General features: G+C 58.8%; 23 protein-coding genes. 22 read left to right on the top strand and 1 reads right to left on the bottom strand.

Going from position 1 to position 25,601, the window contains the following annotated elements; translation table 11 throughout:
* From QZL67_RS11190 to QZL67_RS11160, 7 genes are all read left to right on the top strand, one after another.
* Positions 1-1,343 (top strand): aminopeptidase (locus tag QZL67_RS11190; RefSeq protein WP_292920335.1); only part of this gene is annotated, 1,343 nt, incomplete at its 5' end.
* Positions 1,344-1,575: 232 nt separating this feature from the next.
* Complete coding sequence (locus tag QZL67_RS11185) at positions 1,576-2,016, top strand: ACT domain-containing protein (RefSeq protein WP_022290804.1); 441 nt, start codon at positions 1,576-1,578, stop codon at positions 2,014-2,016.
* Between the two features lie 18 nt (positions 2,017-2,034).
* Entirely contained in the window at positions 2,035-3,222 is a 1,188-nt protein-coding gene (locus QZL67_RS11180; RefSeq protein WP_022290803.1) for a homoserine dehydrogenase, read from the top strand.
* 74 nt (positions 3,223-3,296) lie between these two features.
* Positions 3,297-4,508, top strand: coding sequence for an aspartate kinase (locus QZL67_RS11175; RefSeq protein WP_022290802.1), 1,212 nt, complete (start codon positions 3,297-3,299; stop codon positions 4,506-4,508).
* Between the two features lie 128 nt (positions 4,509-4,636).
* On the top strand, positions 4,637-5,131 hold the full coding sequence (locus tag QZL67_RS11170; protein WP_022290801.1) for a hypothetical protein: 495 nt from the start codon (positions 4,637-4,639) through the stop codon (positions 5,129-5,131).
* A gap of 100 nt (positions 5,132-5,231) precedes the next feature.
* Complete coding sequence (locus QZL67_RS11165; protein ID WP_022290800.1) at positions 5,232-5,501, top strand: ACT domain-containing protein; 270 nt, start codon at positions 5,232-5,234, stop codon at positions 5,499-5,501.
* A gap of 147 nt (positions 5,502-5,648) precedes the next feature.
* Entirely contained in the window at positions 5,649-7,007 is a 1,359-nt protein-coding gene (locus QZL67_RS11160) for a PFL family protein (protein WP_022290799.1), read from the top strand.
* 97 nt (positions 7,008-7,104) lie between these two features.
* On the opposite strand, the gene QZL67_RS11155 is transcribed toward QZL67_RS11160, so the two are convergent.
* Positions 7,105-7,668: an epoxyqueuosine reductase QueH gene (locus QZL67_RS11155; RefSeq protein WP_022290798.1), complete on the bottom strand. Its 564-nt coding sequence runs from the start codon at positions 7,666-7,668 to the stop codon at positions 7,105-7,107.
* Positions 7,669-7,893: 225 nt separating this feature from the next.
* Between QZL67_RS11155 and QZL67_RS11150 the strand changes: the two genes are divergently transcribed.
* The 15 genes from QZL67_RS11150 (at position 7,894) to QZL67_RS11080 (ending at position 25,438) form a co-directional block, all read left to right on the top strand.
* Positions 7,894-10,824 (top strand): acyl-CoA dehydratase activase, encoded by a 2,931-nt coding sequence (locus QZL67_RS11150; protein ID WP_022290797.1) that lies wholly within the window; start codon positions 7,894-7,896, stop codon positions 10,822-10,824.
* A gap of 11 nt (positions 10,825-10,835) precedes the next feature.
* Positions 10,836-12,161, top strand: coding sequence for a 2-hydroxyacyl-CoA dehydratase (locus QZL67_RS11145; RefSeq protein WP_292920351.1), 1,326 nt, complete (start codon positions 10,836-10,838; stop codon positions 12,159-12,161).
* A gap of 170 nt (positions 12,162-12,331) precedes the next feature.
* Positions 12,332-14,059 (top strand): glycosyl hydrolase family 18 protein, encoded by a 1,728-nt coding sequence (locus QZL67_RS11140; protein ID WP_022290795.1) that lies wholly within the window; start codon positions 12,332-12,334, stop codon positions 14,057-14,059.
* A 227-nt stretch (positions 14,060-14,286) separates the two neighbouring features.
* On the top strand, positions 14,287-15,150 hold the full coding sequence (locus QZL67_RS11135; protein ID WP_022290794.1) for a class I SAM-dependent methyltransferase: 864 nt from the start codon (positions 14,287-14,289) through the stop codon (positions 15,148-15,150).
* 5 nt (positions 15,151-15,155) lie between these two features.
* Entirely contained in the window at positions 15,156-15,770 is a 615-nt protein-coding gene (locus QZL67_RS11130; protein WP_022290793.1) for a VanZ family protein, read from the top strand.
* Positions 15,771-15,773: 3 nt separating this feature from the next.
* Complete coding sequence (locus tag QZL67_RS11125; RefSeq protein WP_022290792.1) at positions 15,774-16,625, top strand: energy-coupling factor transporter ATPase; 852 nt, start codon at positions 15,774-15,776, stop codon at positions 16,623-16,625.
* Positions 16,626-16,644: 19 nt separating this feature from the next.
* Positions 16,645-17,511 (top strand): energy-coupling factor transporter ATPase, encoded by an 867-nt coding sequence (locus tag QZL67_RS11120; RefSeq protein ID WP_022290791.1) that lies wholly within the window; start codon positions 16,645-16,647, stop codon positions 17,509-17,511.
* A complete protein-coding gene (locus QZL67_RS11115) occupies positions 17,505-18,311 on the top strand; it encodes an energy-coupling factor transporter transmembrane protein EcfT (RefSeq protein ID WP_022290790.1) in 807 nt (268 codons plus the stop codon). Before QZL67_RS11120 ends, QZL67_RS11115 begins: the two co-directional genes overlap by 7 nt.
* Entirely contained in the window at positions 18,308-19,126 is an 819-nt protein-coding gene (locus QZL67_RS11110; protein WP_022290789.1) for a metallophosphoesterase, read from the top strand. Before QZL67_RS11115 ends, QZL67_RS11110 begins: the two co-directional genes overlap by 4 nt.
* 43 nt (positions 19,127-19,169) lie before the next feature.
* Positions 19,170-19,925: a tRNA pseudouridine(38-40) synthase TruA gene (gene truA, locus QZL67_RS11105; RefSeq protein WP_022290788.1), complete on the top strand. Its 756-nt coding sequence runs from the start codon at positions 19,170-19,172 to the stop codon at positions 19,923-19,925.
* The gene (locus QZL67_RS11100) at positions 19,918-21,102 is read left to right on the top strand and encodes a DUF5711 family protein (RefSeq protein ID WP_022290787.1); all 1,185 of its coding nucleotides are present in this window, start codon (positions 19,918-19,920) and stop codon (positions 21,100-21,102) included. Before truA ends, QZL67_RS11100 begins: the two co-directional genes overlap by 8 nt.
* Before the next feature lie 57 nt (positions 21,103-21,159).
* Positions 21,160-21,888 carry a CvpA family protein gene (locus QZL67_RS11095; protein WP_022290786.1) on the top strand — a complete coding sequence of 243 codons (729 nt, stop codon included), beginning with the start codon at positions 21,160-21,162 and terminating at the stop codon, positions 21,886-21,888.
* A 105-nt stretch (positions 21,889-21,993) separates the two neighbouring features.
* Complete coding sequence (locus QZL67_RS11090) at positions 21,994-24,312, top strand: ATP-dependent Clp protease ATP-binding subunit (RefSeq protein ID WP_022290785.1); 2,319 nt, start codon at positions 21,994-21,996, stop codon at positions 24,310-24,312.
* A 27-nt stretch (positions 24,313-24,339) separates the two neighbouring features.
* Positions 24,340-24,549: a hypothetical protein gene (locus QZL67_RS11085; RefSeq protein WP_022290784.1), complete on the top strand. Its 210-nt coding sequence runs from the start codon at positions 24,340-24,342 to the stop codon at positions 24,547-24,549.
* Positions 24,550-24,616: 67 nt separating this feature from the next.
* A complete protein-coding gene (locus QZL67_RS11080; RefSeq protein WP_022290783.1) occupies positions 24,617-25,438 on the top strand; it encodes a 4Fe-4S binding protein in 822 nt (273 codons plus the stop codon).
* The last annotated feature ends 163 nt before the right edge of the window (positions 25,439-25,601 follow it).

The following is a 25,601-nucleotide window of genomic DNA, read 5'->3' as shown; positions in this document are numbered from 1 at the left end:
ACGGCTATGACAAGTCGGTGGATGCAGACGCCATGGAGGCATACTGCGCCGGATATAAGGTTTATCTGGACCGGTCCAAGACAGAACGGCTCTGCGCTGCTGAGACGGTCCGGATGGCGGAGGAGAAGGGGTATCGCCCCTATGTCCGGGGAATGGACCTGAAGCCGGGAGATCGGGTGTATCTGTGCAACCGGGGGAAGAGCGTACTGCTGGCTCATATCGGGAAAAAGTCCCTGGCGGAGGGCACCCAGATCGCCGCGGCACACATTGATTCTCCCCGGCTGGATCTCAAGCCCAATCCCCTGTACGAGGACAGCGAACTGGCCTATTTCAAGACCCATTACTATGGCGGCCTGCGTAAGTATCAGTGGGTCACCATTCCGTTGGAGCTCCATGGCGTGGTGGCGCTGAAAGACGGTACGACGGTGGAAGTTTCTGTGGGGTCCGACCCGGGAGATCCCCGCCTGGTCATCACCGACCTTCTGCCCCACCTGGGAATGGAGCAGAACAAGAAGCCGCTGGGAGAAGCGATCCCCGGTGAGACGCTGAATCTGCTGCTGGGCAGCCGTCCCATCGGTGATGAGGAGGACACCAACCGGGTGAAGGTGGCTGTGATGCGGCTGCTGCACGAGAAGTACGGCATCGTGGAGGATGACTTTACCTCCGCGGAGCTGGAGGCTGTGCCGGCGGTGAATGCCTGCGACATCGGTCTGGACCGCAGCCTGATCGGTTCTTACGGCCACGATGACCGGGTCTGCGCCTATGCGGCGCTGAAGGCCCTGCTGGATCTGGAGGAGACGCCGGAGCGGACGGCGGTGTGTGTGCTGGCGGATAAGGAGGAAATCGGCTCCGACGGTGTGACGGGCATGCAGTCCGCGGCCTTTGATACCTTCCTGGAGGATCTGTGCGAGGGACAAAGCGTTCCTGTCCGTGCGTGCCTGGAGAAATCGTTCTGCCTCAGCGCGGATGTGACGGCGGCCTTTGACCCCAACTTTGCCGACGTGTTTGAAAAACGCAACGCCGCCTATGTCAACTACGGCATTGGCCTTTGCAAATATACCGGGGCCCGAGGCAAGTCCGGTGCCTCTGATGCCTGTGCCGAGACGGTGGCCTATGCCCGCAGACTCTTTGACGAGGCCGGGGTGATCTGGCAGATCGCGGAGCTGGGCAAGGTGGACGCCGGCGGCGGCGGCACCGTGGCCGTGTATATGGCAAACCGCAACATCACCACGCTGGATGCCGGTGTGCCGGTGCTCTCCATGCACGCACCCTTTGAGGTGGTGTCCAAGCTGGACTGCTACGAGACCTACCTGGGGATGAAAGCGATTTATCAGGCAAAATAAACAACAAGAGGAGCGGGGCCGCCTCAAAGGGCGGCCCCTTTTCTGCGGTAAAAGGCGGATATCCCCTGGACAGGCGGTAAAATTCGGTCATTTTGACCACGGATGGCGGACAAATGCCTTTTAGATTTCCTGTTTTCCCCAAAGGAATTTTTGGTATTTTCGTTGCATTGCCACAGAATGTATGGTAATATGGACGACATACAAAGACAAATGACCGTAGGAGGCGGACGTAATGGCGAGAGAAATCAAGTACTACATCGTGGCAGCGGACGCTCTGCCGGAGGTTTTCATCAAGGTGGCAGAGGCCAAGCGGATGATGCAGACCGGGGAAGTGGATACGGTGGGTGCGGCCACAAAGCTGGCCGGGATCAGCCGCAGCGCGTTTTATAAGTACAAGGATTCTGTACAGCCGTTCAATGATATGAAGTCAGAGCATATCCTGACATTTTACGGCATGCTCAAGGACAATACCGGCGTGCTCAGCCGGGTCCTTTCGGTGTTTGCCACTTCCGGAGCCAATATTTTGACCATCAATCAGAGCATCCCCACCAACGGCTGTGCGGCGGTGACCATTTCCGCCGAGACCAGCGAGATGGAGGAGAGCCTGGAGCAGCTCCTGACAGCTGTTTCCACGCTGGAGGGTGTTGTAAAGTTTGAGGTCCTGGCGGGCTGAGGGAGAGGAAGCATTGACATGGTACAGATCGCGATCATGGGGCTGGGCACGGTGGGGACCGGCGTAGCCAGGGTAGTGGAGGAAAATGCCGAACAGATTGCTCACAAGCTGGGAGAGCCCCTGCGGGTTAAAACGGTCCTGGTGCGGCATTTTCACGATGGTCCCTACCGTCATCTGATGACGGACGATTTCCGAAAAATCGAGGAGGACGAAGAGATCCGCGTGGTGGTGGAGACCATCGGCGGTGTGGGTGCGGCCTATACGTATACCAAGCGGGCGCTGGAAGCCGGGAAGCATGTGGTGACGGCCAATAAGCAGTTGGTGGCGGAAAAAGGCTGCGAACTGCTGGCAGTGGCAAGAGCGCACCACGTGCATTATCTTTTTGAGGCCAGTGTGGGGGGCGGTATCCCCATTCTGCACCCGCTGACAGAGTGCATGGCGGCAAACCGTATCGATGAGGTATACGGGATTCTCAACGGCACCACCAATTACATCCTCACCCGCATGGTCCGAACTGGAGCATCTTTTGCGGATGCGCTGCGGGAGGCCCAGGAGAAGGGCTACGCGGAGGCGAATCCCACTGACGACGTGGAGGGGATTGACGCCGGACGAAAGATCTGTATTCTGGCGGATCTGGCCTTTGGCCATCAGGTGGACCCGGGACGGGTCCCGATGGAGGGGATCTCCCGGATCTGTCTGCAGGATGTGGAGATTGCCCGGCAGGCGGGATACCGCATCAAACTGTTGGGACGGGCAGTCCGCGTGCCGGACGGCGGATGCAGCGCCTATGTGGCGCCGCACCTGATCCCGGCGGAATGGCCGCTGGCCAGCGTGGGAGATGTGTTCAACGCAGTGGTGGTCAAGGGAAATGCCACCGGTGAGGTCATGTTTTACGGGAAAGGCGCCGGAAGGATGCCGACCGCTTCTGCCTGCGTGGCGGATGTGATGGAGGCACTTCAGGCTGGCCCGGGCCGGGACGTCTCCTGGGAGCCTTCCGGCAAGTTCACAGATCCGCTGGAACTGCGTTCCCGGTACTACTTCCGTGTAGAAAGCGGCTCCCGGCATGACGCAGGACTCGGAACGGTGGAATCCCTCTGGGAGAAGGAGGGGCAGGCCGCCTTCCTGACAGACCGTATCAGCGGACAGCAGGCGGAAGAACTTTCCCGCGCCGTGCAGGCATACGCCTGCCTGCGGGTGATGGACTGAGGCTCCAAACGGAGGATTCCCGCGTATGATGAAGCGGGAGGGCAATTCAATCTGAGGCAAAGAAGGATTATACTATGAGTTTGATCGTACAGAAATTCGGCGGCAGCTCCGTCAAGGATGCCAAACATATCCGCAACGTTGCCGGCATCATCGCCGAGACCTACCTGCAGGGCAACGATGTGATCGTGGTTCTCTCCGCCCAGGGCGACACCACCGACGATCTGATCGCCAAGGCGGAGGAGATCAATCCCCACGCTTCCAAGCGGGAGATGGATATGCTGCTGTCCACCGGTGAACAGGTTTCCGTAGCCTTGTGTGCCATGGCGCTGGAGGCAATGGGGCTTCCCTGCGTGTCTCTGGCGGCGTGGCAGGTGAGCATCCAGTCCACCTCCGTGCACTCTGACGCCCGCATCAAAAAGATCGACAGTGAGCGGATTCAGGCGGAGCTGGACCAGCATCGGATCGTGATCGTGACCGGATTTCAGGGCGTGGACCGCAACGGTGACGTTACAACGCTGGGCCGCGGCGGCTCCGATACCAGTGCCGTTGCGCTGGCGGCGGCATTCCGGGCGGATCTGTGCCAGATCTATACGGATGTGGACGGCGTGTATACCACCGATCCCCGTCTGGTGCCCAATGCCCGAAAACTGGATGAGATTACTTATGATGAAATGCTGGAACTGGCCAGCCAGGGCGCGCAGGTGTTGCATAACCGCAGCGTGGAGCTGGCCAAGAAGTTCAGAGTGAATTTAGAAGTGCTGTCCAGCTTGGAGCGCAAGCCGGGCACGAAAGTGAAGGAGGTCACCAAAGTGGAAAAAACCAATATCGCCGGTGTTGCCAAGGATACCAGTATTGCCCGGGTCGCTCTTGTCGGGCTGGAGCATAATCCCGGCGTTGCATTCCAGGTGTTTGATCTGCTGAGCAAGCATAACATCAATGTGGACGTGATCCTGCAGTCCATCGGACGGGAAGATACCAAGGATATTTCCTTTACGGTACATAAGAAAGACCTGGAGGAGACGGTGAAGATCCTCAGCGACTCCAAGCAGACGCTGAAGTTTGACCATATTGCGGCCGACGATAAGATCGGCAAGGTCTCCATTGTGGGTGCGGGCCTCATGAGCAACTGCGGTGTGGCCGCCAAAATGTTCGAGGCGCTGTACGAGGCAGGCATCAATATCCAGATGATCAACACCTCCGAGATCCGGGTCTCCGTACTGCTCAATGAGGAAGATGTGAACAGAGCCGTAAAGGCGGTTCATGCTAAGTTCTTCGACGAGACCTGACTGCGTTTTGTAAAAGCGGTCCGTGTTTGGGAACATGTCGCGGGGCGGGGCGGGGGGGTCCTCCCGAAGCCCCCGCCTGTTCTGTCTCTTTGCCTTTTGGAATAGGGTGGAGAGAGGTGAATGGCACGATGAAGGACCACTTTGCATCTTTTGCCGCACGATATCTGACGGCCTTGCTGACAGGGCTGTTGCTGATGATGCTCCATGGTACGGTACAGCACGGCGTCTTGACGGCGGTTGTCCCCCAGTCGGACACTCCCTGGGAGCTTTCCAAGATCGTGTTCTGGCCGTTGGCAATCTGCGCGGCGGGACGGCTTCGTCATGGTTTCCGGGCGGTCTCCCGGGATTTGCCGGCCCTGGTACTGGCACCACCGGCAGCAGCACTGTTGTGCCGCGGCATTCAGATGCTGGGGGGCGATGGGCGGTCCTTTCTGGCGGTCTGGGCGGCAGTGCTGGCGGCGGCGCTGGCCTATGGCCCGGATGGAGGGCGGCTTTTCTATGTCTGGTCGGCTTTGGCGGTGATCCTGGCGGGAGCCTATGTCCTGCTGACACTCCAACCACTGCTGTGGCAGCCGCTTCTGCTGCCGGGCATTGCTTCCGCTGTCTTGTTTCTGGCGGATTGACGGTTTACTTTTTTGTGAAAGTGTGCTAAAATTTAAAAATTACAGCGATCAGGCGCTGCCGCCGAAGAAGGCTGAGCGGCCTGCAAGGAGGAGCATTTTTATGAACGCGATTGTCACTGTCGTGGGCGAGGACAAAGTGGGCATTATTGCCGCCGTTTGTGCCCTGCTGGCTGAGAACAACGTCAACATTCTGGACATTTCCCAGACCATCCTCCACGGTGCCTTTACCATGGTTATGGCTGTGGATGTGGGCGGTTCCAATGCGTCGATCGGTGAACTGCGGACGATGCTGGAGGCGCTGGGCGGAAAAATGGGCATCTCCATCCGCATTCAGCGGGAGGAGATTTTCGACGCGATGCATCGGATCTGAACAGGGGGCGGAGCTCCGTCTCAGGTTCAGATGTGCTCTGGCAGCGTTTTCTACCGGCGTGCATGCCGCTGGGAGCAGCTGCTGGAAAAGTCCGGCAGGACGATACAAATGTTCCCCCATGTGCGGGGGTTGCTTTGGAGGCAGTTTATGCTCAATCAGAAGGAAATTCTCTCCACCATTGAGATGATCGATCAGCAGCACTTGGATATCCGTACCATCACCATGGGCATCTCGCTGCTCAGCTGCTGTGACCCGGACCCCAAGCGGGCCTGCGAGAAGATCTATGAAAAGATCACCCGCTATGCGGAGAACCTGGTCAAGACCGGCGAGGACATTGAGCGGGAGTTTGGAATTCCCATTGTCAACAAGCGCATCTCTGTTACGCCCATGGCGCTGGTGGCCGGAGCCAGTGAGACGGAGGACTATGTTCCCTTCGCTCTGGCGTTAGATCGGGCAGCCAGAACCTGCGGCGTGAATTTTATCGGCGGCTATTCCGCCCTGGTACAGAAGGGAATGACGGTGGCCGACGAACGGCTGATCCGCTCCATTCCTGAGGCGCTGTCCCGGACGGAGCTGGTTTGCTCCTCTGTGAACGTGGGGTCCACCAAGGCGGGCATCAATATGGATGCGGTGGCCCTGATGGGCTGTATCATCAAAGACACCGCCAAAGCCACGGAGGCCCAGGATGGCCTGGGCTGTGCCAAACTGGTGGTCTTCTGCAACGCAGTGGAGGATAATCCCTTCATGGCCGGCGCCTTCCACGGTGTGGGCGAGGCGGAGAAGGTCATCAACGTGGGAGTTTCCGGTCCCGGCGTGGTGCACTCTGCACTGCAGGCGGTGAAGGGACAGCCCTTTGACGTGGTGGCGGAGACTGTGAAAAAGACAGCCTTCCGGGTGACCCGCATGGGCCAGCTGGTGGCCCAGGAGGCCAGCCGCCGGCTGGATACGCCTTTCGGCATCGTGGACCTGAGCCTGGCTCCCACGCCGGCGGTGGGGGACAGTGTGGCCCGGATTCTGGAGGAGATGGGCCTGGAGGTCTGCGGCACCCACGGTACCACGGCAGCGCTGGCCCTGCTCAACGACGCGGTGAAAAAAGGCGGCGTGATGGCGTCCTCCAGTGTGGGCGGCCTCTCCGGAGCTTTTATTCCCGTCAGTGAGGACGAGGGCATGATCGCCGCCGCCAAGGCGGGAACGTTGTGCCTGGATAAGCTGGAGGCTATGACCTGCGTCTGCTCTGTGGGCCTGGATATGATCGCCGTTCCCGGTGACACGCCGGCGGAGACCATTTCCGCCATCATTGCGGACGAGGCAGCCATCGGCATGGTCAACTGCAAGACTACCGCTGTGCGTCTGCTGCCGTCTCCCGGCAAGCAGGTGGGCGATACGGTGGAGATGGGCGGCCTTTTGGGCAGTGCGCCGGTGATGCCGGTGCATCCGGAGTCCAGTGCCGCATTTATCGCCCGGGGCGGCCGGATTCCCGCACCGCTGCACAGCCTGAAAAACTGAGAAATAAATGTGTGACAGGTTCAAATACTTGTCACGCGTTTCATGTACGGTCTGGATAAAACAGCACCCTCTGCGGAAGATCCACAGAGGGTGCTGTTTATTCTGCGAATTTTGCCTTGTCCCGGTCGATCTGCTTTTGATAGCGGTCAGCCTCAGAAAAAACGCAGCCGCAGTATTTCTGCATATAAAATCCAAGTTCCCGGGCCCGCTGGTTTCCGGCCCGGAAATTCGGGCGGAAGTCCCGGTAGAGGAATGTGACGCCGTACTGCCTGGCATAGCGCTCCGCCGCTTCAGCGATGGCCTCATGATTTTGATAGGTACTGGCCAGAAGTGTGGTGGTAAAGGCAGAAAAGCCATGCTCCGCAGCATATTTGGCGGTGCCTTCCAGCCGGTGGGAATAGCAGTAGGTACAGCGGTGATCGATGTCATCAGCCACATGACAGACAAATTCCCGCAGGCCGTAGTCCTCCTGAACCCGGACCTCCATGCCGATGGTGGGGGCGTATTCCAGCAGGCAGTCCCGCCGGGCCTGATATTCCTTCCAGGGGTGGATGTTTGGGTTGTACCAGAACGCCACCGGTTCGATGCCCTCTTCCCGCAGCGGGTCGATGCAGCTCAGGGAGCAGGGGGCACAGCAGCAGTGCAGCAAAACAGATTCCATAGTCAGTCTTCGCCTCATTTTTCTTTGAATGGGTCAAGTATATCATAAAAATGGCAGAAGGCAACCCTGGGAAAAACAGGAACCTTAACATTTTCTTTACATTCTTTCGGAATTTTGCCGATTGCACATTCGATTGGAAAAGAGTATCATACCAGTTAATATGGTATCTTGTGGGTTATTGGCGAAATTCGCCTCGTAACCGTTTTCCCAAAGGAGGAAAGAGCTTTGAAAGTAGGTCTCGACGTGGGGTCCACGACCATAAAATGTGTGGTTCTGGATGACACGGGCAATATCGTATACAGTACATATGAACGGCATTTCAGCCATATTTTGGAGAAATCGGAAGAACTGCTGCGCCGGATGGCGGAGCAGTACGTTCCCGGCGGACGGGCGGAGTTTGCCATCTCCGGTTCCGCCGGCATGGGCATGGCGGAGAGTGTGGGCGTCCCCTTCGTGCAGGAGGTCTTCGCCACCCGCGTGGCTGCTAACCGTCTGGTGCCCGGCACGGATGTAATCATTGAGCTGGGCGGTGAGGACGCCAAGATCTTGTTTTTGACCGGCGGAACGGAAGTGCGGATGAACGGCTCCTGTGCCGGTGGTACCGGCGCCTTCATCGACCAGATGGCGACGCTTTTGAAAATGAGCGCCGACGAGATGGACGCTGCCGCGCAGCAGGCAGAGAAGACGTACACCATCGCCTCCCGCTGCGGCGTGTTTGCCAAGAGTGACGTGCAACCCCTTATCAACCAGGGCGCCCGGGCCGAAGACATTGCCGCCAGCATCTATCAGGCGGTGGTGAATCAGACCATCGCGGGCCTTGCGCAGGGCCGGCCCATCAAGGGCAACGTCCTCTATCTGGGCGGCCCGCTGACGTTCTCCCGCTGCCTGCGGGAGAGCTTTGACCGCACGCTGGGCGTGACGGGCACCTGCCCGGAGAATAGTTTGCTGTTCGTGGCGCTGGGCGCCGCCTATTACTCCGACCAGAGCTTCAACCTGAAAGAAGTGGCGGACCACCTGCAGGAGCGGGGGGCCTCGGAGACCTATCGGTCTCAGCCGCCGCTGTTCAGCAGCCAAGAGGAGTATCAGGCATTCCGGGCGCGGCACGCCAAGGCAGCGGTGCCCCGGATGCCTTTCGGCGCGGACTATGCCGCGCCGGTGCACATCGGTATTGACTCCGGTTCCACCACGGTAAAAATGGTGGTCATTGACGAGCAGGCCCGGATTCTGTTCACGGATTACCGTCCCAATCTGGGCAATCCGGTTCCGCTGATCCGGGAGGTGCTCCAAAAGCTCTATGCGGAGCACCCCGCCCTCCATGTGGCCTCCGTCACCACCACCGGCTACGGTGAGGATCTTGCAAGGGCTGCGTTCCACGCCGATTACGGTGTGGTGGAAACGGTGGCTCACTTCACTGCCGCCCGGCATTTCCTGCCCAACGTGGACTTTATCATCGACATCGGCGGTCAGGACATGAAGTGCTTCAAGATCGAAGACGGCGCCATCAGCAACATCTTTCTGAATGAGGCATGTTCTTCCGGCTGCGGCAGTTTCCTGCAGACCTTTGCTCAGGCGCTGGGCTATGACGTCAAGGAGTTTGCCAAGTTGGGCCTCTTTGCGGACCGGCCGGTGGATCTGGGCAGCCGCTGCACCGTGTTCATGAACTCCTCCGTCAAGCAGGCCCAGAAGGACGGGGCCACCATTGAAAACATCTCTGCGGGCCTTTCCATCTCCGTGGTGAAAAATGCCATTTACAAGGTGATTCGGGCCTCCTCTCCCGAGGAGCTGGGCCGGAACATCGTGGTCCAGGGCGGCACGTTTTACAATGAAGCGGTCCTCCGGGCCTTTGAGAAGGAGATGGGGGTGGAGGTCATCCGCCCGGATATCGCCGGCCTCATGGGCGCCTATGGCGCCGCTCTCTTCGGACAGAGCAAGGCCCAGAGCGGACAGACCAGCACGCTGATCTCCCGGGAGGCGCTGGAGACCTTCCATCATGAGACCCGCAGCGAGGTTTGTGGCCGCTGCGGAAATAACTGCCAGCTGACCATCAACACCTTCTCCGATGGCAGCACCTATATCAGCGGCAACCGCTGTGACCGGCCCATTACCGGCAAGGCCAACACCGGCGGCCGGAACCTGTACGAGTATAAGCGCAAGCTGATTTTGAGCTATAAGCCTGTCCCCGGCAAGCGGGGCAAACTGGGCATCCCGCTGTGCCTGAATATGTGGGAACTGCTGCCCTTCTGGCATACGTTCTTTACGAAGCTGGGCTTTGCGGTCTATCACAGCCCCTTCTCCAGCCGGGATCTGTATCTGAAAGGACAGGGGACCATCCCCAGCGACACGGCCTGCTTCCCGGCCAAGCTGGCTCATGGCCATATCCACTTCCTTTCCAAGCTGGGGCTGGATGCCATCTTCTATCCCTGCATGACCTACAATCTGGATGAGGGGTTGGGCGACAATCATTACAACTGCCCGGTGGTAGCCTATTATCCGGAGGTCATTGCCGGCAACTGTCCGGAGATCCAGAACACCAAGTTCATCTATGACTATGTGGGTCTCCACCGGCCCAAGGACTTCACCAAGAAGATCTTCACCATCCTGCGCAAATATTTCCCTGATATCTCCAAGCAGGAGGTCCGTGACGCTGCCGATGCGGCTTATGCCGAATATGCCCATCACATGTCCCTCATCCGCAAGGAAGGGGAACGGATCATAGACCAAGCACGGTCGGAGGGCCGCCGTATTATCGTGCTGGCAGGCCGGCCCTATCACGTGGACCCCGAGGTGAACCACGGCATCGACACCTTGATCACCCGCTTCGGCGCAGCAGTGGTGACGGAGGACTCCATCTCCAACCGGGTGAAGAAATTCCCCACCACGGTCCTCAACCAGTGGACCTACCATGCCCGGCTGTATGCCGCAGCGAAGTACTGCTGTGAGCAGCGGGACATGGACCTGGTGCAGCTGGTGAGCTTTGGCTGCGGCGTGGATGCCATCACGTCCGACGAGACCCGGGAAATCCTGCAGGCAGGCGGAAAGCTGTACACCCAGCTGAAAATCGACGAAATCACCAACCTGGGTGCGGTGCGCATCCGGCTGAGAAGTTTGTTTGCCGCCCTGGATGAACAGGATGAGCGGCGGAAGAAGGAGGCGTGAGCGCAATGGAACTGGAATATATGAACTACCCCAAATTCACGCCGGAGATGAAAAAGACCCATAAGATCCTGATCCCCAATATGGCGCCGGTGCAGTTCCGCATTCTGGCCGCCGTGATGAAGCAGGCGGGCTACACCTGTGAGCTGCTGGAAAACTGCGGCAGCCAGGTGTGCGAGCTGGGCCTCAAGTATGTCCATAATGACACCTGCTATCCGGCCCTGCTGGTCATCGGGCAGTTTCTGGACGCTCTGGGGTCCGGCAAGTACGATCTGGACCACACGGCCCTGATCATCACTCAGACCGGCGGGGGCTGTCGGGCCTCCAACTATATCCACCTCCTGCGCAAGGCACTGGTGAAAGCCGGCTATCCCCAGGTACCGGTGGTGAGTCTGAACTTCTCCGGCCTGGAGAAGGACTCCGGTTTCCCCATGACGGTGCCGCTGATGCGCAAGCTCCTGGCCTGCATCTATTACGGCGATCTGCTGGTGACTCTCAAGGCCCAGACGGAACCCTATGAGACCCACAAGGGCGACGCCGCTGCCTGTCAGGAGAAATGGCTGGATACCATCTGCGGCTGGGTGCTGGAGGACAAGGGTTGGTCCGGCCGGGAGATCAAGGCCGCCATGCCCAAGATTGCCGCGGACTTTGCCGCCATCCCCGTCCACCGGGTCCCCAAGGTCAAGGTGGGCGTGGTGGGAGAGATCTACGTCAAGTACTCCCCCCTGGGCAACAATGATCTGGAGAAGTTCCTGGCCTCCCAGGACTGCGAGGTGAATCTGCCGGGCCTGATGGGCTTTGTGCAGTACTGCGCCTATAATCCTTCAGAGACTGCCCGCCTCTACGGTGGTACTTTCCTGGAAAAGCATGTCTCCGACGTGATCCTCAAGTATATCGAGAGCATGGAGAGCGTGATGATCCGTGTCCTGAAGGACAATGGTTTCCACGCACCGCTGCCGTTCCGGGAGCTGGTGAAGCTTACCGACGGCATCATCTCCACCGGTGACAAGATGGGGGAGGGCTGGCTCCTCACCGCCGAGATGATCGAGCTGGTGCGGGCCGGATATGAGAATATCGTCTGCGCCCAGCCCTTTGGGTGCTTACCCAACCACATCTGCGGCAAGGGCATGATCAACAAGATCCGGGAGCTGTATCCCCAGGCCAATATCACGCCCATTGATTACGATCCCAGTGCCACCCGGGTGAATCAGGAAAACCGCATCAAGCTGATGCTGGCGGTGGCCCGGGAGCGGCTGATGGAGAAGTCCGCGGCAGCTCAGCAGGCGGAGCTGCCCCAGGAAAATGACGCACAGCCGTCCGACTCGGCGGTGCCCGTATAATAAGCATTAAAAAAAGCGGCAGTCTCTGCGGGGACTGTCGCTTTTCTGTGCCCTGGAAGCCCTTCCAGTATTTGTGGCTTGAGATGCGTCGGAAGCCCCGGTAAAATGGAACACAAAGAGCGCATGCCATGCCATGTGACACCAACAACCAGAAAAGGAGCGTTTTTGAAGTGCGAACAGGATTCAAACGCGCCGCTGCAGGTCTGGCTGCGATGTGCCTGACATTGCTGGCGCTGAGCATCCCCACTGAGGCCGGCCTGAAGCGCGGTACATACGAGTTCAGCGGGGAAGTGGTGGGCTACTACGCGGGGTGGGCCGCTTACCAGGGGTTCACACCCGACCAGATTCCGGCAGAGGAACTGACCCAGGTCAACTATGCGTTTGCCCAGATCGATCCGGACAGCGGGACCATCATGCTGGAGGACCAGACTCAGGACAAAAAGAATCTGGCGGCGCTGCGGAAGCTGCGGACCCGGAATCCTCAGCTCAAGCTGCTGATCTCCGTGGGCGGATGGTCGGATTCCAAGTATTTTTCTGATGTTGCGTCCACCAAAGCCCGGCGGGAGACCTTTGCCGCCAGCTGTGCAGCTTTTGCAGCGGAATACGGCCTGGATGGTGTGGATCTGGACTGGGAGTACCCCGTCTCCGGTGGTGCGCCCGGGACCATCCATCGGCCGACGGACAAGCAGAACTTCACGCTGCTGCTCCGGGAGCTTCGCACCCAGCTGGACCGGCAGGGCCGCAGGGATGGCAAGACTTATTCTCTCACCATTGCCGGTGCCGCCGGCGCCTGGTATCTCAACCAGATTGAGGCGATGCAGGTAGCGGACATCGTAGATCACATTTTCCTTATGGGCTATGATCTGCACGGAACCTGGGACACGTACGCCGACCTCAACGCCCCACTGTATACGCCCTCTGCCGCATCTCCCCAGAGTAAAACCAGCATTTCTGCATGTGTTCAGTCCTACCTGAACAAGGGAATCCCGGCGGAAAAGATCGTGCTGGGGATGCCTTTGTACGGGTATGCGTATCAGGGTGTCAGCAGCAAAAACAACGGCCTGTACAGTGCCTATACCGCAGGAAGATCCGTCAGTTATAAAATCATCAAAAAAAGCTATCTGAGCCAGAGCGCCTACCGTCAGCTGCGGCATGAGGAGGCACAGGTGCCGTATCTGTACGGGAAGAACACATTTGTCTCTTATGATGATGTAACTTCCATTACCGCCAAGGCGGAGCTGGCCCGGTCTTTGGGCCTGGGCGGCATCGGCTTTTGGGAGCTCTCTCAGGATGACGGAGGAGAGCTGGTCTCTGCTGCCGGTCAGGTGATGCGCAGCACCTGGGAGAATCCCTTCCGGGACGTAAAGCCCGGCGTTTGGTATGAGGATGCGGTACAGTACGTCTATGAGAATGGGCTGATGCAGGGAACAGCGGGCAATGTATTCTCTCCGGCTGCTGCCTCCAACCGCGGCATGATCGCCGCCATTTTGTACCGGCTGGAGGAAAGCCCCAAAGTCGGAACACCGCCGTTTACCGATGTACCGTCGGATGCCTACTGTGCCGATGCCGCGGCCTGGGCGGCGAAGAAGGAAATCGTCCAGGGATATGAGGATGGGACCTTCCGCCCCAATACCCCCGTCACCCGTCAGCAGCTGGCGGCGATGCTGTTCCGGTATGCCGTCAGCGTGGATGCAGCGGGAAATGGCCGGGCGAATCTGACTGGTTATCGGGACGGCCATCTGGTAGAGTCCTACGCCCGGGAGGCCATGGAGTGGGCAGTGGATGCGGGACTGTTCCAGGGGCGCACCGACGGCCGTCTGGACCCGGGGGGATATGCCACCCGGGCGGAGCTGGCGGTGATTCTCCATCGGTTTTGTGAGTCCGCAGGAAAGAAATGATATGCAGACAGAGGGAGGCTGCCAAAGGGCGGCCTCCTTTTGCTTGAAAACTGGTGTGAAGCCCTATGGAAGAGCTCCCGGCATATCTGTGCCGGGAGCGCTTTGCATGATCGGCCGGGTTCCCTGTGGGAAAGCAGGTTCCGAGCGGAAAAGGAATTGACGAACCTGCCTGCAAAGAGGTATAATATCATGTATTTTTATGTAGACAGCACAATGGAGGAATGGCTATGTGGATCGCGGAGGATTGGAAGGACTACGAGCTTCTGGACTGCGGCGGAGGAGAAAAGCTGGAGCGTTGGGACAAGCAGTTCCTGGTACGGCCGGACCCGCAGGCAATCTGGGAGACGCCCCGGAAAAATCCGGCTTGGAAGCGGGCAAATGCCCGGTATCTGCGCAGCCAGACCGGCGGTGGACACTGGGAGAAAAAGGCGTTGCCGGAGAGCTGGAAAGTTCATTATAAAGACCTGACCTTCCAGGTCAAGCCCATGAACTTCAAGCACACGGGACTCTTCCCGGAGCAGGCGGTGAACTGGGACTTCGCCATGGAGAAGATCCGCTCCGCCGGGCGGCCCATCCGGGTGCTGAATCTCTTTGCCTATACCGGCGGTGCTACGGTGGCCTGCGCCAAGGCAGGGGCCAGCGTGTGCCATGTGGATGCGGCCAAGGGAATGGTGGCTTGGGCGAAGGAAAACGCCAAGCTCTCCGGCCTGGAGGACGCCCCCATCCGCTGGATCGTGGATGACTGCGCCAAGTTTGTGGAGCGGGAGATCCGTCGGGGCAAGACCTATGATGCCATCATTATGGACCCGCCCAGCTATGGCCGGGGGCCCGGCGGAGAGGTTTGGAAACTGGAGGACAACCTGTACGGCTTCGTCAAGCTCTGTGCCAATGTCCTCTCGGACAAGCCCCTTTTCGTGCTCATCAACTCCTATACCACAGGTTTGGCACCCTCGGTTCTGGGGTATCTGCTGCACCTGCTGGTGGCGGAGAAGTACGGCGGAAGATGTACCTGGGACGAGCTGGGACTCCCTGTCACGGAGACCGGCATGGCCCTGCCCTGCGGCGCCACCGGCCGCTGGATGAGTGAGTAACGCCCATGGGGCACACGGGAGCCTATCTTGTGACCATGCTGGCAGGAGCCCTTCCCGCACTGGCGGTGTTTGGGGGTCTGCAGTTCCGGCGAAAGCGCCGCCTCGCGGCGGTGGGAAGGAGCAGCCCCGTACTGCGAACTGCGGCAGAGGCCCTCTTCTGGATGTTCTGCGGCGGCATGGCGGCGGTAACGCTGACGCCCCGGTGGGTGATCTGGTCGGTGGTGGATCTTCTCCACGGATATGGCTGGAACGCAGCCGGGTATCCCTTTTTTGAACGGGGAACAGTAAATCTGATCCCGTTTCAGACCTTTGCCCCGGACGGCCATTCCCTGTACATCCTGGCTGGCAATCTTGTGATGTTCCTGCCGTTCGGATTTTTTACCGGCCTGCTGCGCAGCGCCTGCAGCTGGAGATGGGTGCTGGCGGAGGGCTTGTGCATCACGCTGGGAATCGAGTGCTGGCAGCTCCTGATCGGCCGGGCCTTTGATGTGGACGACCTGCTTTTGAATACGCTGGGCGTCCTCTGCGGCTATGGATTGGTACGGCTGCTGGGCCGCCTGGCACCGGGATTTGTACAGCGGTTTCATCCGCAAGACGATCTTCATGAAAAGCGAGAATGAACAATGACAACGATGATCGAAACGGAAAATCTGAAATATGCCTATCCCGCCGATGAGGACGGGAAAACGGTGTTTGCCCTGCGGGGCGTGGACCTGTGCATCGAGAAGGGAACCTTTGTGGTGGTACTGGGGCATAACGGCTCCGGCAAGTCTACCCTGGCCAAGACCTTCAACGGCGTGTTGCTGCCGGCCGGCGGCCGGGTGTATGTGGAGGGGATGGATACCTGTGACCCCAATCTGCTGCTGGCCATTCGCCAGCGGGTGGGCATGGTGTTTCAGAACCCGGATAACCAGATCGTGGCCAACGTGGTGGAAGAGGACGTGGCCTTCGCACCGGAGAATCTGGGTGTGCCCAGTGAGGAGATCCGAAAACGGGTGGATGATGCCCTGGCTGCCGTTGGAATGAGCGAATTCGTCCGCCATGCGCCCCATCTGCTCTCCGGCGGTCAAAAGCAGCGCATCGCCATTGCGGGCGTGCTGGCCATGGAACCGGCGTGCATCGTGCTGGACGAGGCCACGGCCATGCTGGACCCGGTGGGCCGGCGGGAAGTGCTGGGCACCATTCACCGCCTCAACCGGGAAAAAGGGATCACGGTGGTACTCATCACCCACCACATGAATGAAGCCGAGGAGGCGGACCGGGTGGTGGTGATGGACGACGGTCAGGTGGCTATGGACGGCACCCCGCAGGAGGTCTTTACCCGAGTGGAGGAGCTGCGGGCCATGGGGCTGACGGTGCCGGACACGGTGGATCTGCTGGATCGTCTGCAAAAGGACGGATTCAACGTACCTCTGACGGCCCTGACAGTTGAGCAGTGTGCCGATACCATTGTACAGGCCATGCGGGGAAACTAATGTGGAGGGACAGGAAACATTGGAACCGATTTTAGAAGTCAAACACCTGACCCATACTTACGGCGTAGGCACGCCCTTTGAGCGCAGCGCCGTGGAGGATATGAGCTTTGAGGTGGAACGGGGAGAATTTCTGGGGATCATCGGCCATACCGGCTCCGGAAAATCTACCCTGATCCAGCATCTCAATGGCCTGCTCAAGCCTACCTCCGGACAGATCCTGCTCAATGGGCGGGACATATGGGAGGACCCCAAAAAGATCCGCAGTGTCCGTTTTCAGGTGGGGCTGGTGTTCCAGTATCCGGAGTATCAGCTCTTTGAGGAAACCGTCTACAAGGACATCGCCTTTGGCCCTGCCAACATGGGAAAGACCGGAGACGAGCTGGACCGCTGTGTACGGGAGGCTGCCAAACTGGTGGGTATCCGGGACGACCAGCTGGACAAATCCCCCTTTGAACTCTCCGGCGGACAAAAGCGCCGGGTGGCCCTGGCGGGCGTCATCGCCATGGAGCCTACGGTGCTGATCCTGGACGAGCCCTCGGCGGGACTGGACCCGGCGGGCCGGGAAAACCTGCTGGCCAACATCCGAGATATCCACCGCAACCGGGGCACCACCATTTTGATGGTCAGCCACAGCATGGACGAGGTGGCCCAGAACGTGGACCGTATCCTGGTGCTCAAGTCCGCCCATGTGCTGATGAGCGGCACTCCTAAGGAGGTCTTTGCCCGGGCGGATGAGTTGCTCTCCGCCGGACTGGACGTGCCCCAGGTGACGAGAGTTGCCATGCGGCTGCGCCAGCAGGGACTGCCCATTGACCCGGCCGTTTACACGGTGCAGGATCTGGAAAAGGAGCTGCTGGCGGTGCGGAAAGGCGGTGCGGCATGCTGAAGGATATCACGCTGGGCCAGTATTTTCCCGGTGACACCGTTGCTCATCGGCTGGACCCCCGGACCAAGATTTTGCTGGTGACGCTGTACATCATCGCCCTGTTCTGCGCAAAGAGCATCGTGACCTATGCTTTGCTGGCTCTGGTGCTGGCGGTGTGCGTGCGGATTTCCAAAGTGGGCATCCGGTCCCTGGTGCGGGGCCTTAAGCCGGTGCTGTTCATTATTATTTTCACCGGCATTTTGAACCTGTTCTTTACCCCCGGCGACCGCTATCTGGTGGAGTGGGGGGCTCTGCGCATTTCGGATGCCGGCGTACGCAACGCCGTCTTCATGGTGCTGCGGATCATGCTCCTCATCATGGGGACCTTCCTCATGACGTATACCACCAGCCCCATCAGCCTGACTGACGGACTGGAGCGGCTGCTGGGCGGACTGAAAAAACTCCATGTGCCGGTCCATGAGCTGTCCATGATGATGTCGATTGCCCTGCGGTTTATCCCTACCCTTATTGAAGAGACGGACAAGATCATGTCTGCCCAGAAGGCCCGGGGCGCGGATTTTGAAAGCGGCAACCTGATCCAGCGGGCCAAGGCCATGATTCCCATTCTGGTGCCGCTGTTCATCAGTGCCTTCCGGCGGGCTGACGAACTGGCCACCGCCATGGAGTGCCGCTGCTACCACGGCGGTGAGGGCCGCACTAAGCTGCATGTGCTGAAATATGCTCCACGGGACTGGATGGCCCTGACGGCAGGCATCGTCATTACGGTGGGTGTCATCGTGCTGGGTCGGTTTGGACTGTGAAGCAAAAACACATTACAATTATTGCTGTATGTCTGTTGCTGGCGATTTTGCTGCTGACAGCCCTGGACTCCAGACTGCGGATCGTTACATATGAAATCTCCAGTGAAAAGATCCCAGCGCCGGTGCGTCTGGCAGTTTTGACAGACCTCCACAGCTGTGATTACGGGGAAGGGCAGCGCGATCTGCTGGACGCTGTGGCAGCGCAGAACCCTGACGCTGTAGCTCTGGTGGGGGACATCGTGGACGATGTACTGCCGGAGGAGAATGCCTGGACGGCGGTGTCTGCGCTGGCGGCAGAGTGGCCCTGCTTTTATGTGACCGGCAACCACGAGTGGTGGTCCGGAGACGCGGAGCGCATCTGCAGGCAGATGGAGGCACTGGGCGTACAGGTGCTGCGGGGCGATCAGGTGACTGCGGATCTCAACGGACAGCAGATCACATTTTGTGGGATCGATGATCCGGATTCCGGCAGCAGTACGCAGCAGTTGTTACAACTTGAGACGAGAGAAAAGGAGAATAACTTTACAGTTTTTTTGGCACATAGGCCTGAAGAAATTGATTCGTATTTGAACGGCTCTTTTGATCTGATTCTCTCCGGCCACGCCCATGGCGGGCAATGGCGGATTCCCGGGATTCTCAACGGGCTGTACGCCCCCAATCAGGGACTGTTTCCGGCCTATGCGGGGGGAGAGTATGGATTGGATGGCACTGTGTTTCTGGTCAGTCGGGGCCTTGCACGGGAGAGCACCCGCATTCCCCGGATCTTCAACCGGCCGGAAGTGGTAATTGCGGACATCGTGCCGGAGAACCGGTGAGTGTATTTGTCCCGCAGAAGAGAAGAAAGTGTAGGAAGTTTGTATGCGCAACATTGCCCTGAAACTCATGTATAACGGTACTGCCTACCACGGCTGGCAGGTGCAGAAAAACGCGGTTACCGTCTGCGGGACACTGGAGAAGGCCCTGGGTGAGATTACCGGAGAGCGGGTACATCTAACCGGCTGCGGCCGGACGGATGCCGGCGTCCACGCGGAGTACTACGTGGCCAATTTCCGCACGGAGTCCCGGATTCCCCTGGACCGGCTGCCCTTTGCCATCAACACCCACACGCCGGAGGACATTGCCGTGCGGGAGGCACTGGAGGTGGACGAGGGGTTCAACGCCATCGGCTCCTGCCACAAAAAGGAGTATACGTACCGGATCTATAATTCCCGCTTCAAGAATCCCTTCTATGTCAACCGTGCCTACTTCTATCCCAAGCGGCTGGACGAGGAGTTTCTCAACCGGGCGGCTCATATGTTTGTGGGGACTCATGATTTCCGGGCGGTCCGTTCCGTGGGAACGGAGACGAAAACCACGGTCCGTACGATCTACTGGTGTGATGTGACCCGGAACGGGGACCTGCTGGAATTGAAGGTCTGTGCCAACGGATTTTTGTATAACATGGTACGGGCCATCACAGGCACGGTGCTCTATGCGGCGGAGGGAAAGTTCCTTCCTGAGGATATTCCCGCCATCCTGGAGAGCGGGGACCGGACCTTGGCGGGACCGACGGTGCCCCCCGGCGGATTGTACCTGACAAGACTTTGGTATGAGGATGAGCGACTCAATGGCTGATACGACAAAGGACATCTGGAATGATGACGACGGCGAGGAAGCACTGCAGAAGAAGAGCCATCGGTTCCGCCGCTTTTTGATCTTCTTTGTGGTGCTGGTAGTGGTGCTGGCAGTGGTTCTGCTGGCTGCGTACCGGGATGGCACCGGCTTTGATGTGCTGCGCCGCTATTTTACGTATGGGGAAACCAAGGCGGAAAGCGATTCCGGGTACCAGTACGATGCGTCTTCCAACAACCGCTTCGCGGTGCTGGGGGACCGGCTGGTGGTACTGTCCAATACGTCTTTGCAGGTCCTCTCGGCGGATGGCGGTGAGATCTGGTCCACCAGTGTAAAGATGAACACACCGGCGCTGGCAGTGGGCGGCGGCCGGGCCGTTGCCTACGATGTGGGGGGCACGGAGCTGCATGTGGTGGACAGTGACGGGGAGCAGATGAACCTGACGGCAGACCCGGCAGAGCCGTTTCTGGCCGCGACGCTCAACGATAACGGGTGGCTGGCGGTCACTGCGGAGCGGGACAACTGCAAGGGGGCCGTGGACGTATACAACGCCAAAGGCGAGCTGATGTTTACCTTCCGCTCCTCCCAGCGGTTCGTGACCGATGCCTATGTGACGGATGACGATGCATACCTGGCGGCAGTAACACTGGGACAGGAGGAGAGCGTTTTTGTCAGCAACATCGTTCTCTACGACCTGACAGAGACGGACCCCGTTGCAGATTATGATGTTTCGGACGGCCTGGTGCTGGAGATCAGCGAGCAGGACGGAAAGATCGTGACCGTATCGGATACGGCGCTGACACTGGCGGACTCCAAGGGCACGGTGGAGGGAAGTTATTTCTACGGCGACGAGTATCTCCGAGAGTATGACACCGCCGGAGATGACTTTACCGTGCTGCTGCTCAACCGTTACCAGTCCGGCAGCCTTGGCCGGTTGGTCACGGTGGATGAAAAAGGGGAGGAGATCGCCTCTCTGGACATCAGCGACGAAGTTGTGGGCCTGTCGGCAGCCGGACGCTATATTGCGGTGCTGTACATCGACCATCTGGAGGTGTACAATCAGGACCTGCAGACTTATGCGACGCTGGAGGATACCGGATATGCCCGGGATATCCTGATGCGCAGTGACGGCTCGGTTTTGCTGCTGGCATCGGAATCTGCCCGGCTGTTCCTGCCATAAGCGGCAGAAATTGAACAGACGTTCACAAAAAGTTTTCACGGCAAAAGGTAGGCAAGTATGACTACATCTGTTATAATGGACATGATCGTGGCAATCGTTTTGGTCACTTTCACGATATTTGGTGCCCGCCGGGGATTGTTTCGGGCTCTGGCAGGGCTGGTTGCAGTGATTGTGGCTCTGGTGGGGGCTGGGATCATTGCCAATACGCTCTCGGCACCGGCGGCCAAACTGATTACGCCGCTGATCCAATCCCATATTGAGGAAAAGGTGGATGACGCCGTAGCGGTACAGGCCGGTGAGGCTCCTCAGGTGGACGGGGTGCCCACCGACCCGACAGACGAAGAAGTGGACGGAGATGCGTTTGGCATTGAAGACCTGCTCAGTCTGATGGGACTGGATCAGGATGTGCGGGAATCCCTGGCGCAGCAGGCACAGAAGAAGGTACAGGACACTGGAGTGTCCATCGCGATGGCCGTGGTGGAGAGTATGGCCCAGTCCATGATCTACAGTGTTTTGTATATGCTCTCCTTCACGCTGTTGCTGTGGGGGCTGAAGCTGCTGATCCGAGCGACGGACCTGGTTTTGAAGCTGCCGGGACTGCACTTTGCCAACAGTGTCGGCGGCGGAGCCATCGGCTTGATTGAGGCCGCATTGCTGGTGTTCCTCGTGATCTGGGTTGCCCGTCGGCTGGGGATTTCCTTTGAGACGGACACCGTGGCCGCGACACATCTTCTCAGATTCTTTACGACCCACACGCCTTTGAGCGCGTTGTCGTTTCTGCAATGACGGGCGGAGAAACCAGACCGCCCGGCCGGCGGGCAGCGCCGGCTGACCTCCCGACAGGGAGAGCTGAAATTTCGAAAGGCGCCGAGGGCGCATGGAGGTTACACAATGCAGCCTACACTTTGTTCCAGATGTAAGAAAAATGTGGCGGTGGTCTTTATTTCCAAAATAGAAGGAGACAAGACCATCAACGAGGGCCTGTGCTTAAAGTGCGCCAAAGACCTGGGACTGCCTCAGGTAGACGATATGATGAAGCGGATGGGCATCTCCGACGAGGATTTGGATACGCTCAATTCCGAGATGATGCAGGCCATGAACGGCGTGGAGAACATTGAGGATCTGCCCGGCGGAGATGCTGAGGGCAGCGACGAGGAGGAAGACGGCAAGACCGCCACTTTCCCGTTCCTCAACCGGCTCTTCTCCGGCGAGAGCGGCCGGGAATCCGCCGGCGGGGAGGAGGGAACTTCCCGTGGCCGGGAAAAAGAACCCCGGAAGGACCCCAAAAACGGCAAGCGGAAATACCTGGAGAATTACTGCATCTCTCTGACCCAGAAGGCCAAAGAGGGAAAGCTGGACCCGGTGATTGGCCGTACCGAAGAGATCGAACGGGTGGTGCAGATCCTCAACCGCCGCCAGAAGAACAACCCCTGCCTGATTGGTGAGCCCGGCGTGGGCAAAACTGCCATCGCTGAGGGACTGGCCCAGCGCATTGCGGACGGCAACGTGCCCTTTAAGCTGCGGGATAAGGAAGTGCATCTTCTGGACCTGACGGCACTGGTGGCCGGCACCCAGTTCCGGGGCCAGTTTGAAAGCCGTATGAAGGGATTGATCGATGAGGTCAAGCGGCTGGGCAATATCATCCTCATGATCGATGAGGTCCACAATATCGTGGGAGCCGGCGACGCCGAGGGCAGCATGAACGCTGCCAATATTTTGAAGCCCGCCCTGAGCCGGGGGGAGATCCAGGTGATCGGCGCCACTACGTTCAATGAATACCGCAAGTCCATTGAAAAGGACACGGCCCTGGAGCGCCGTTTCCAGCCGGTGACGGTGAACGAGCCCTCCATTGATGATACGGTCCAGATCCTCAAGGGCATTGCCCCCAAGTACGAGCAGTACCACGGCGTGAAGATCTCCGATGGGATTCTCCGCCAGGCGGTGGTGCTCTCTGAGCGCTACATCACAGACCGTTTCCTGCCGGATAAGGCCATCGATCTGATCGACGAGGCATGCTCCGATTTGAATTTGAAGGATGCGGACATCTCCCGCCGCATGGAAATCCAGCGGGAACTGGACGACTACGAAAAAGAGCGGACCATGCTGGAGGAGAAAGAGGAGAAAGCTGAGGGCGATTATGCCCGTATGGCGGAACTCAAGAGCAAGGAACTCCAGCTCAATACAGAGCTCAACGCTTTGCTGGAAAAGGGCGATCCCCAGCTGTCCATGGAGAATCTGGCCCATGTCATTGAGCTTTGGACCAAGATTCCCGCCTCCAAGATCCGGGAGCAGGAATTCCAGCGCCTGAGCCAGCTGGAGACCCGACTCAAGTCCCATATCATCGGTCAGGATGAGGCCATTGCAGCGGTGTCGGCGGCCGTCCGCCGTAACCGGGTGGGCATCAGCCCCAAGCACAAGCCGGTCAGTTTCATTTTCGTGGGTCCCACGGGCGTGGGCAAAACGGAGCTGGTCAAGCAGCTGGCCAGTGACCTTTTCAACACCCCGGATGCACTGATCCGGCTGGATATGTCGGAGTTTATGGAAAAGCACTCCGTCTCCCGCATCGTGGGTTCACCTCCGGGCTATGTGGGCTATGACGAGGCCGGCCAGCTGACGGAGAAGATTCGCCGCAAGCCCTATGCCGTGGTGCTCTTCGACGAGATCGAAAAGGCCCATCCCGATGTTTTGAATGTCCTTCTGCAGATCCTGGATGACGGTGAGATCACTGATGCCCATGGTCGGAAGGTGAATTTTGAAAATACTATCATCGTCATGACCTCCAATGCCGGCAGTGCCACCAAAGAGGGTACTGTGGGCTTTGGCCGGACCGCCAACGAGCAGGATGCAGACCGGGCTATGAAAGCATTGCAGCAGTTCCTGCGGCCGGAATTCATCAACCGGGTGGATGCAGTGATCACCTTTAACCGGCTCAGTGAGGAGAACTTCCAGTCCATTGCCCGGATCATGCTGGGCGAGCTGGTCGACTCTTTGAAGGACAAGGGCATCGCATTTACCTATGACGATGCACTGGTGGTCTGGCTGACCCAGAAGTCCTTCTCCCGGACCTATGGCGCCCGCAATCTGCGGCGTACTATCCAGAAGGAGCTGGAGGACCCCATGGCCACCAAGATCATCGACAGCTATGAGTCACCCATCACCCAGATCCGGGCCACCGTGGAGGACGACAAGGTCCAGCTCTACGGAATGTGAGCATGGTGTGTTTGAGGGGGAATTGGAATGCTGTTTCGCAAAAACATTGAGCCTCGGTGTGCATACTGTCAGCGGGGCCAGCAGATCAATGAGCGGGAAGTGGCCTGCGTGAAACGAGGGATCATGCCGGTAGAGGATCATTGCCGGTCTTTCAAGTATGATCCCATGAAACGGGTGCCGCCCCGTCCGGCATCTCTGGATACCGGAAAATTGAACGAGGCTGACTTTTCTCTTTAAAAAACGCAGGCGTCCTGCCGGGGCGCCTGCGTTTCCTGCATCTATACAAAAGAGAGGGAGAGAGCGTATGGAGATTCAAAAGGTCTGGGCGGTTTACTGGAGTCCCACCGGTGGCTGCCGCCGTGTGGTGGAGACGGTGGCGGAAGCCGCCGCTGCACAGCTGGAGGTAGCTTGGGAGAGTGTGGATACCACGCTTCCTGCAGCGCGTGAACAGGTTTATCACTTTACAGAAAAAGACTTGGTGGTGGCAGGGACGCCCACCTATGCGGGCAAGGTTCCCAACAAGTTGCTGCCCTGGCTGCAAAACGGTCTGCGGGGAGACGGCACTCCGGCGGTAGCTGTGGTGGCCTTTGGCAACCGCTCCTATGACAACGCTCTGGCAGAGCTGTGTGCCACGCTGGTGGGAGACGGATTCCGTCCTCTGGCAGCCGGTGCCTTTGTGGCCCAGCACGCTTTTACGGACGAACTGGCCTACGGGCGCCCCGGCTGGAGCGACCTCTTCGAGGCCAAGGATTTCGCCGCCCAGGCAGCGGACAAGGTCCGGCAGGCGGCGGGCGTCCCGGAGATTGTTCAGGTGCCCGGTGACCCGGCGGCGCCCTATTACGTGCCCAAGGGAACGGACGGTCAGCCTGCCAAGTTTCTGAAGGCAAAGCCCAAAACAAAGGCCAGCCGCTGCAACGGTTGCGGAGCCTGCGTCCGCATGTGTCCCATGGGGGCTATTGATCCGAAGGACCCGTCCAGCGTACCCGGTACCTGCATCAAGTGCCAGGCCTGTGTCCGCAAGTGCACCAAGCAGGCCAAATACTTTGATGATGAGGCGTTTTTGTCGCACGTGGCCATGTTGGAGGCTAACTTCACCGACCCCAAGGAGAATGACACGTTCCTGTAAAGAAATCAGGATTGAGAGGGGGAGAGAGATGGGCTGTGTTTCTCTCTTCTGGTGATGCTGACTGTGTCCAATCTGGTGGCGAAAAAGGCACGCGGATTTTAATAAATGCAAAGCGGACGTCTCTCCTGGGGAGACGCCCGCTTTTTGCACGGTATACGCGCTG

Source organism: Oscillibacter sp. CAG:155 (assembly GCA_000436875.1).
Taxonomy (GTDB): Bacteria; Bacillota; Clostridia; order Oscillospirales; family Oscillospiraceae; genus Oscillibacter.
Note: the sequence above shows the minus strand (reverse complement) of the source record. Positions and strands in the feature narration are given on the sequence as shown.